Origin of the sequence: Okeania sp. SIO3I5, assembly GCF_010672085.1 — a bacterium.
In the GTDB taxonomy this organism is placed as follows: Bacteria; Cyanobacteriota; Cyanobacteriia; order Cyanobacteriales; family Microcoleaceae; genus Trichodesmium.
This window is the reverse complement of sequence record NZ_JAAHHT010000118.1, coordinates 1-8,772: the sequence shown is the minus strand read 5'-3', so window position 1 is coordinate 8,772 and position 8,772 is coordinate 1. Positions and strand designations below refer to the sequence as shown.

11 protein-coding genes are annotated in these 8,772 nt (G+C 34.7%); 5 read left to right on the top strand and 6 right to left on the bottom strand.

Translation table 11 applies throughout. The features are described from left to right. The first annotated feature begins 341 nt into the window (after positions 1 to 341). Together F6K40_RS23430 and F6K40_RS23425 are read left to right on the top strand one after the other, a co-directional pair. Positions 342 to 509, top strand: coding sequence for a hypothetical protein (locus F6K40_RS23430; protein ID WP_293139512.1), 168 nt, complete (start codon positions 342 to 344; stop codon positions 507 to 509). Positions 510 to 674: 165 nt separating this feature from the next. Next, positions 675 to 842 carry a hypothetical protein gene (locus F6K40_RS23425; RefSeq protein ID WP_293139511.1) on the top strand — a complete coding sequence of 56 codons (168 nt, stop codon included), beginning with the start codon at positions 675 to 677 and terminating at the stop codon, positions 840 to 842. Positions 843 to 1,158: 316 nt separating this feature from the next. Here the strand turns inward: F6K40_RS23425 and F6K40_RS23420 are convergent, their stop codons facing one another. Then, on the bottom strand, positions 1,159 to 1,671 hold the full coding sequence (locus F6K40_RS23420; RefSeq protein WP_293139510.1) for a hypothetical protein: 513 nt from the start codon (positions 1,669 to 1,671) through the stop codon (positions 1,159 to 1,161). A 273-nt stretch (positions 1,672 to 1,944) separates the two neighbouring features. Here F6K40_RS23420 and serA point away from each other — a divergent pair, with 273 nt between their 5' ends. Both serA and prmA read left to right on the top strand, forming a co-directional pair. Continuing rightward, positions 1,945 to 3,528, top strand: a complete 1,584-nt coding sequence (gene serA / locus F6K40_RS23415) for a phosphoglycerate dehydrogenase (protein ID WP_293139509.1) — start codon at positions 1,945 to 1,947, stop codon at positions 3,526 to 3,528. Positions 3,529 to 3,811: 283 nt separating this feature from the next. After that, a complete protein-coding gene (gene prmA, locus F6K40_RS23410; protein WP_293139508.1) occupies positions 3,812 to 4,705 on the top strand; it encodes a 50S ribosomal protein L11 methyltransferase in 894 nt (297 codons plus the stop codon). 546 nt (positions 4,706 to 5,251) lie between these two features. Here the strand turns inward: prmA and F6K40_RS23405 are convergent. Further along, positions 5,252 to 5,836 carry a hypothetical protein gene (locus F6K40_RS23405; RefSeq protein ID WP_293139507.1) on the bottom strand — a complete coding sequence of 195 codons (585 nt, stop codon included), beginning with the start codon at positions 5,834 to 5,836 and terminating at the stop codon, positions 5,252 to 5,254. A gap of 202 nt (positions 5,837 to 6,038) precedes the next feature. Here F6K40_RS23405 and F6K40_RS23400 point away from each other — a divergent pair, with 202 nt between their 5' ends. Continuing rightward, on the top strand, positions 6,039 to 6,233 hold the full coding sequence (locus F6K40_RS23400) for a hypothetical protein (protein WP_293139506.1): 195 nt from the start codon (positions 6,039 to 6,041) through the stop codon (positions 6,231 to 6,233). A 285-nt stretch (positions 6,234 to 6,518) separates the two neighbouring features. On the opposite strand, the gene F6K40_RS23395 is transcribed toward F6K40_RS23400, so the two are convergent. From F6K40_RS23395 to F6K40_RS23380, 4 genes are all read right to left on the bottom strand, one after another. Further along, positions 6,519 to 6,731 carry a hypothetical protein gene (locus F6K40_RS23395; protein ID WP_293139505.1) on the bottom strand — a complete coding sequence of 71 codons (213 nt, stop codon included), beginning with the start codon at positions 6,729 to 6,731 and terminating at the stop codon, positions 6,519 to 6,521. An 86-nt stretch (positions 6,732 to 6,817) separates the two neighbouring features. After that, positions 6,818 to 7,168: a hypothetical protein gene (locus F6K40_RS23390; protein WP_293139504.1), complete on the bottom strand. Its 351-nt coding sequence runs from the start codon at positions 7,166 to 7,168 to the stop codon at positions 6,818 to 6,820. Positions 7,169 to 7,297: 129 nt separating this feature from the next. Beyond that, positions 7,298 to 7,423, bottom strand: coding sequence for a hypothetical protein (locus F6K40_RS23385; RefSeq protein WP_293139503.1), 126 nt, complete (start codon positions 7,421 to 7,423; stop codon positions 7,298 to 7,300). Positions 7,424 to 7,546: 123 nt separating this feature from the next. Continuing rightward, a complete protein-coding gene (locus tag F6K40_RS23380; protein ID WP_293139502.1) occupies positions 7,547 to 7,909 on the bottom strand; it encodes a hypothetical protein in 363 nt (120 codons plus the stop codon). Positions 7,910 to 8,772 lie beyond the last annotated feature (863 nt).

Genomic DNA, 8,772 nt, shown 5'->3' with positions numbered 1-8,772 from the left:
AAAAATGTTTGAGGATTTTTAATTCCAGAGAAAATCCCCGAGAATATTCCATTCGTTTAATTGATCAAGTCAAAGTTAAAGGAAAAGCAGAAATAGTGACATTATTTGAAGTTTTTGATGTAGATTTACCTGAATCTGTAGAGGAGAAAAAAATTACAAAAGCTATCTTTAAATAAGCAATGATGCTCGGCTCTATTCTCAAAGAAAAATAAGTCAAGCTGCTCGACTATTTCCAGATTGTCTGAATCAAAATCCTAGGGATAAAGTAGCTCAAATTTATTGAGAACGTTGCCAAATCTAGCAATGTAATTGGCATATTTACAAATTACAAAAAAAAATGTTTGAGGATTTTTAATTCCAGAGAAAATCCCCGAGAATATTCCATTCGTTTAATTGATCAAGTCAAAGTTAAAGGAAAAGCAGAAATAGTGACATTATTTGAAGTTTTTGATGTAGATTTACCTGAATCTGTAGAGGAGAAAAAAATTACAAAAGCTATCTTTAAATAAGCAATGATGCTCGGCTCTATTCTCAAAGAAAAATAAGTCAAGCTGCTCGACTATTTCCAGATTGTCTGAATCAAAATCCTAGGGATAAAGTAGCTCAAATTTATTGAGAACGTTGCCAAATCTAGAAATGTAATTGGCATATTTACAAATTACAAAAAAAAAGGTTTGAGGATTTTTAATTCCCGAGAAAATTCCCTTGAATATTCCATTCGTTTAATTGATAGAGTCAAAGTTAAAGGAAAAGCAGAAATAGTGACATTATTTGAAGTTTTTGATGTAGATTCACCTGAATGTGTAGAGGAGAAAAAAATTACAAAAGCTATCTTTAAATAAGCAATGATGCTCTGCTCTATTCTCAAAGAAAAATAAGTCAAGCTGCTCAACTATTTCCAGATTGTCTAAATCAAAATCCTAGCGTTCGAGTAGCTCAAATTTATTTAGAACGTTGCCAGATATAGCAATGCGATCGACAAGAAATCCAGTTTTGAGAGTTAACAGAACTTGCGATCGCATTCAGACAAATAAATTTTACAAAAGACATCTCCGGTAATCAAAAATCAAATCAATTCTTACTCATAAATTATCAATTACTCCCCCCAGTTAAGTGTTCCCAGTTAAGTGTTCCCTCTTTTCTGGAGATGTCTAAAGGTTAATTATCTGGAGCAGAATATCCTTGAATATTTTCTGGTTTAAACTGATATAAAGTGCGAGTTGCTAAACGAGTCAAAGCCTCCGAACCTTGAACAACAATCAAATATTTACCCGCCTTCAGACGATTACGATAAGGCAAAGCATCACCACTACCAATAACCAAACCCACTCCACCACCAACAAAAGTACCACCCATCGCACCAGAAATACCACCCAATATACCCCCAATAAAATGATTGCCAAATTCCCCTGCCCAAGCAAAAGTATTCAAACCCGTAATCACACTAAAAGTAAAACCAGCAGCAAACCCAAAAGGTACAAGCCAAATCACCATTCGCATCGCTTGTTTGCGGGCCTCTTCTTTCGGATCAATTAGGCCATATTCATCGGCAGTTTGATAGCCCCGGCCCAATATCGCCACTTGTTTCATGGGCAAACCCTCTTTTTCCAAAGCAGAATAGGCGGCCTCAGCTTGAATACGGTCTGATAATACAGCGACGAGATAATTCATAGAAATTAACAAAAGCAATCTAAAATCTTTCTGACAATCAATTAAATTATAGGGCCATACTGGTACTCTAAAGGGTGAAGCTGTTATTTAAGGCACAAAAAAATTAAACTGAAGCAGAAAATTCAGTCAGACAGGACTTAGGCAACTAAGCAAGAAACCAGGTTTATTGCCCTAATTATTGCTTAAACCAGGAAATTTTCTCGATCAACCCGGTTTCTGCGTAAGTTCTATCAGAAAAACAATCAAATAATCCAAATTATTCAACTAATTCCTATGCCAAAAGTTCTTGTATCCGATTCAATCGATAAAAGTGGAATAGATATTCTCTCCCAAGTAGCTCAGGTAGATGTAAAAACAGGTTTACCTGCAGAAGAATTGGTCAAAATAATACCAGAATATGATGGTTTAATGATTCGCTCAGGTACTAAAGTCACCAAAGAAATCATAGAAGCTGCGACACAGTTAAAAATTATTGGACGTGCTGGAGTAGGTGTAGATAACGTAGATGTACCAGCAGCAACCCGTAAAGGTATTGTGGTAGTTAACTCCCCAGAAGGAAATACCATTGCAGCAGCAGAACACGCCCTAGCGATGATGTTGTCTATGTCGCGCCACGTTGCAGAAGCTAACCAATCAGTTGTAAGTGGTAAGTGGGACCGCAAAAAGTTTCTTGGGGTAGAGGTCTACAAAAAAACTCTCGGTGTTGTTGGTTTGGGTAAAATTGGCTCCCATGTAGCTAAGGTGGCAAAAGCTATGGGTATGAAAATTTTGGCTTACGATCCATTTATTTCTGCAGAAAGAGCAGAACAATTGGGTTGTAGTTTGGTAGATATGGAACTATTAGTCCAGGAGTCTGATTATATTACTCTTCATATACCCAAAACTGACGAAACTTATCATTCTATTAATGCTGAAACTTTTGCCAAAATGAAGCCTACAGCTCGGATTATTAATTGTGCTAGAGGTGGAATTATTGATGAAGTTGCTTTAGCTGAAGCTCTAAAAGAAGGAAAAATTGCTGGAGCTGCTTTAGATGTGTATGAAAATGAACCTCTAGAGGCTGAGTCTCAACTACGAGAGTTGGGGCAAAAAATTGTGATGACTCCTCACTTGGGTGCTTCTACTGCTGAAGCTCAAGTGAATGTGGCAGTAGATGTTGCTGAACAAATTAGAGATGTATTGTTAGGGTTGCCTGCTAGATCGGCAGTGAATATCCCTGGTATGTATCCAGATACCTTAGAAAAACTCAAGCCTTATTTATTATTGGCCGAAACTCTTGGTAATTTGGTCAGTCAGTTAGCAGGTGGGCGTATTGATTTTCTGAATGTTAGTCTTGAAGGAGATTTGGCCACTGGAGATAGTAAACCTGTAGTAGTAGCTGCCTTGAAGGGATTACTTTCTCAAGCTTTGCGAGAGCGCGTCAATTATGTAAATGCTTCTATTGAAGCTAAGGAAAGAGGTATTCGGGTAGTGGAAACTAGAGATGCTTCAGTCCGGGACTATACTGGTTCATTACAGTTGGAAGCAAAGGGTTCTCTAGGCGACCATATTGTTAGAGGTGCTGTACTTGGAGAAGATGAGATTCGGATTACTAATATTGATGGCTTTCCAATTAATGTTCCTCCTAGTCCATATATGTTATTGACTCTCCATCGAGATATGCCGGGAATTATTGGTAAAATTGGTTCACTTCTTGGTAATTTTAATGTCAATATTGCTAGTATGCAGGTCGGTCGTAAAATTGTTCGAGGTGATGCAGTGATGGTATTAAGTATTGATGACCCATTGCCAGAAGAAATATTAACTGAAATTACTAAGGAACCAGGAATTAGGGATGCTTATACAGTTGCTCTCTAGAATATAGAATGTAGAATGTAGAATTTAGAATTAAAGGTAATTGAAATTTAGAATTTAGAATTGAAAATGAAAATGCAGAACTAAAACGTGATGTGCAACTTTCTAGGAAATAATCAGCATCCTGGGTATTAAGTTGTCAAGTATAGTTCTCAAAACTCCCGATATCTCGTGGATTGGAAAAAGTTGCACACCGGGTAACTAAAGCTAAATTTACCAATTCTAAATTCTATTTAACCAATTCTAAATTCTAAATTCTGAATTCTGAATTCTAAATTCTATTTTTATGGCATATAACTGGTGGGAAATTAGAGTCTTGTGTGACCAAAGTTTGGAGGAAGTAATCTTCTGGCGTCTCGATAATTTTGGTTGCCGGGGGACAGCGAGTCAGGTTAAAGGTAATGATTGTTTAGTATTAGCTTATTTACCAGAAGAGCAAACTCAACTATTGGACTTGTCAGCTCTGAGTTTAAGTCTGCGTCAAGATGCTCTATGTATGAATTTACCAACTCCAGTAATGGATTGGCATTTAATTGAGGAAGAAGATTGGGCAAGTAGTTGGAAGCAATATTGGCAACCTCAAGAAATTGGCGATCGCTTTGTGATTCATCCTGCTTGGTTAGCTTTACCAGAGGAGTCAGATAAAATTATTCTCCGTTTAGATCCAGGAGCAGCTTTTGGTACTGGTACTCATCCTACTACAGAATTATGTTTAGAGTCATTGGAAATGCGCTTGGGTTTAGAACCGAATCCTGAAGCGATAATTACTGATATTGGTTGTGGTAGTGGTATTTTGTCCATTGGGGCAGCATTATTAGGAGTACGTCAGATTTATGCTGTAGATATCGATCCTTTAGCGATTAGATCGACTATTAATAATGGAAAATTAAATCAGATAGATGGGGAAAAATTAATTGTTGAACAGGGAGATATTGAGCATTTAATTAAAATAGTTCCTGAACCTGTAGATGGTGTAGTTTGTAATATTTTAGCTGAAGTTATTATTGATATAATTCCCCATCTCGAAGCGATCGCTAAACCGACTACTTGGGGGATTATGAGTGGAATTTTATTAGAGCAAGCTAAATCAATTGCTGATACTTTAGAACAAAATGGTTGGGTTGTAGCTACTCTTTGGAAGCGAGGAGAGTGGTGTTGTTTTAATATTCGGCGGTGTTAAATAATTAGGGTTTGCTGAAAAAGTCTTATGGGTGAGGGTAGGAGTCAGGAGACAGGAGACTCGAGACTGGAGGAGTAAGGAATTTAGAGAAGGCAGAAGGAAGAATTTAATTCATAATTTTTCGGCTCTTGTCAACCCTTTCATCCTAACTTTATGCAGCTCTTGCGTAGCAAAAACCTTGTACTTTTTCCAGACCTAAAACAGCTAAAACCTTGATCTGTAAATGCTTTAAAATTTATTCAGCAAACCCTAATTAGGGAATAGGGAATAGGGAGTAGGGAGAAGGAAGAAGGAAGAAGGAAAAAGGAAGAAGGCAAAGGGTGAAAAAAAATTATTAAGCAATTAGAATAGTAGAATAGTCAGAATGACTTTTTTGATAATTATAAGCTAGGATCGTGTTAATTATTCTTATGTGTACGGACGTTTAGCTAAAGCACAACTTTCCTACGGAATGCTACCGCAAACGTTAACGCTGCGCGACATAAAACGCATTTTTGTTATGGAACGTCCTACCTACTTCTCTACTCAAGGAAAGGCTTTTGTTATCTAGTTGATTAAAACTCTAGAACGAAGATAAAAATAAATATAACCACCTAAATAAAATATATTTACTAAAATCATTAATCCTTTTCCTACATTAGAATTAATTCCGGGAAATACTCGTAAAGTCCCTAATAAAACTAGCAAAATTTCTATCAAAGCAACAATTGAGCCATAGTGCTTCGGGTCCCAATAGGAAATAGGACTAATAAATCGATAATTACTGAAAGGGAAAAAGTGTCTATGAGCATCATCATTATGTACTGGCAAATCTAGAAGAGAATGCAATACTAAACTAATACAAATTACTTGTAGAATTTGCCAACCAAAATAGTAAGAAATTAGCAATCCAATTATAGCCAAAGGAATAGAATGAAAGATGGCAACAAGATTTTGGATTAATGGTTGATAATATGCTTCTGACCAAATTTTTGTCTCTGGTAAACGAGCAATAAATTTTGCCCAAAAGTAGAAAATAAAGATAGGAATATCGGGTAAAATTCCACCAATTACAATAGCAAGATTAGCTTGTGGTAGTTGAGGTTTACTAAGAAGTGCGAGATTAATAATGGCATGACTTGGTGTATTCATTAGAAAAGAGGGAATAGGGAACAGGGAATAGGGAATAGGCAATAGGGGGAAATAATTGATAATTTTTGTATGATAATTGATTTGATTTCTGATTGTTGGAGATATCTATTAGACATTAACATACATTCATGGTGATCTTAGAGATTTAATCTTTTGTCAACATGAGAAGGGGCATTTTTAGATACCAGAATTAGAGCTATTTTTGGGAATATGGAAAGGAGAAAGACTGGGGCAAAATATTAACTGGTTAAGATGGTGGGATAAGTCAGGGAATTTGTTGTTATGGAGCAGCGAAAAAGTTGAACAAGAAAAGCAACGAGTTGAACAAGAAAAACAACGAGTTGAAAGATTAGCTATTAAGTTACGAGATTTGGGTATAGACGCTGATTCGTTATGATTGATTTAACTAACTAGAGTGTAGGGAGTAAATTATGATGTCTGCTAAAATGCTGGTCATAAAAAAGCTTCCTAATCTCTGAAAGTAGATTTATTCACTAATTAAATTATTGGGGAAGCATACAGGAATGTTTGTGGATAAGTCCGGTTTTTGCTGATTTATATTTTGTTAGATAGTTAGGTTGATTTCCGCTTACTTATTTAACTATTTTCCTAAATATAATAATTTTCTATTTTGACTAATTTTTTGATTCATTTATGATGAGTTTCTGTTTTGCCATTCTGATCAAGCTAAATCAACTAAGGCATCGATAGATTTAGATTTAATAGATGTTCCTGTGATTTTTTCATACATTTCTAGATATCCTTCAATCTCATAGTATCCTGTTTCACCTCTATAACTATAACGACTAGGAATTTTGTATGCTAATGCTGTTTTCCAATCATCAGTTAAAATTGCAATTTTAACGCTTTTTAGATCGTTATATTGGTTGCGCATATATCTTCGTAATGATTTGAAATGCCGATATGGTAAATACAAAAACATTTCTAAACCAGGGGCATCTTTGGGAAATTGAAATCCTCCTAAAAGTTTGTGTGGTGGTTGGCAAAGTTCACCGTCTTTCCTTTTTTTACCGTAAGTAATAGTAAAATTTGTGCTTTTTCTCCAATATATTTGTCAAATTTTATAATTTTTTCTCGGAGTTTCAATACAGTATATTGTGTCTCAATACTTTCATTTTCTAAGGTTCTTAAAAGTGGTTTACGTGGTTCAGATATAGTAATTAAATCGGGTGTAGTTTGAGAGGCAAGAATAATTTTTTCTTGAGGATAAGGAATCTGAATTTTTGAGAATAAATTTCCGCCTGTAGTCTTGAGAATAAAGTTAAGCTGGTTTGTCGATTCAAGAATTTCAAATATAAGAAATTCAAACAAAAGTTGATGATGTTTTTGATCGATGAAATTATATCTATGAAAAGAGGGAGCGATCGCTATTAAACGAATTTGCTTGTTATAGTCTATTTCTGTAGGGAATGGTTTTTCATTTAATAAATTATCATAATATCAAGTAAGTTGCTGCACAATATAACGGTCTTCAATATTTTTCAACTCTAATATTGCGAGTTGTCGGTCTTTAGATACTGGTAAAATATCGGACTTTTCTCTATTAATAGGATGTTGGCGTTTCAATGGGTTTAACTTCAATAAATTTGGTAAATTTTCCCAAACAAAATTTTCTAAATCTTCCTCAATTTAAAATTCCCATTTATCTTCTGTTTTTTTGAGCATAGTTTTAAAATTTTCCAGATTTCTCTAAATTGACTGTCGTTTGTGCCACTCTTCTAAAGCTATATCTACAAAACTGTCTAAAGAGTTAGAAGTAACTGTTTTTCCTGTTAATTTTTCGTACATTTTTAAATATTTATCTGTTTCATATATGCCACAAAAGCTTAATTTTGAGTTTGTCTTATATCTATATACACCAAGATAAGTTTCTCCGAATAAACAATTAAAAATTCTTTGATTGCCGTCGTTTTTGACAAAAGGTAAATATAAATAAAATTGTATATCTTCATCCAGACTTGCACAAAGTTTATCTATACTTTTACAAAGTTCACCTTTGCCCTTTTTTTTCCCATAGAAAATAATCTTAATCGAAAAAATCTCTACCCTCAATTTTGACTTATACTAAGAATAGGAAATTCTACTCCGAAATTTTGACTTATCCTAAGAATAGGAAATTCTTACAAAAAACTCCAACGTTTCAGTTTCCAGCTCGACTCCAAATCGAAAAAATCTCTACTCCGAAATTTTGACTTATCCTAAGAATAGGAAATTCTTACAAAAAACTCCAACGTTTCAGTTTCCAGCTCGACTCCAAATCGAAAAAATCTCTACTCCGAAATTTTGACTTATCCTAAGAATAGGAAATTCTTACAAAAAACTCCAACGTTTCAGTTTCCAGCTCGACTCCAAATCGAAAAAATCTCTACTCCGAAATTTTTACTTATCCTAATAATAGGAAATTCTCACCAAAAACTCCAACGTTTCAGTTGTCAGATAGAATCCAAATCGAAACAATTTCTCGTCTCAATTTTAACTTATCCTAATAATAGGAAATTCTCACCAAAAACTCCAACGTTACAGTTTTGAGGTAGACTTCAAATCGAAAAAATCTCTACTCCGAAATTTTGACTTATCCTAATAATAGGAAATTCTCACCAAAAACTCCAACGTTTCAGTTTCCAGCTCGACTCCAAATCGAAAAAATCTCTACTCCGAAATTTTGACTTATCCTAATAATAGGAAATTCTCACCAAAAACTCCAACGTTTCAGTTGTCAGATAGAATCCAAATCGAAACAATTTCTCGTCTCAATTTTAACTTATCCTAATAATAGGAAATTCTCACCAAAAACTCCAACGTTTCAGTTTCCAGCTCGACTCCAAATCGAAAAAATCTCTACTCCGAAATTTTTACTTATCCTAATAATAGGAAATTCTCACCAAAAACTCCAACGTTTCAGTTGTCAGATAGAA

Bases quoted from the DNA above. Each gene is read 5' to 3' on its own strand.
- F6K40_RS23420 (WP_293139510.1), bottom strand. From the start codon at position 1,671: ATGAATTATCTCGTCGCTGTATTATCAGACCGTATTCAAGCTGAGGCC.
- serA (WP_293139509.1), top strand. From the start codon at position 1,945: ATGCCAAAAGTTCTTGTATCCGATTCAATCGATAAAAGTGGAATAGAT.
- prmA (WP_293139508.1), top strand. From the start codon at position 3,812: ATGGCATATAACTGGTGGGAAATTAGAGTCTTGTGTGACCAAAGTTTG.
- F6K40_RS23405 (WP_293139507.1), bottom strand. From the start codon at position 5,836: ATGAATACACCAAGTCATGCCATTATTAATCTCGCACTTCTTAGTAAA.
- F6K40_RS23395 (WP_293139505.1), bottom strand. From the start codon at position 6,731: ATGCGCAACCAATATAACGATCTAAAAAGCGTTAAAATTGCAATTTTA.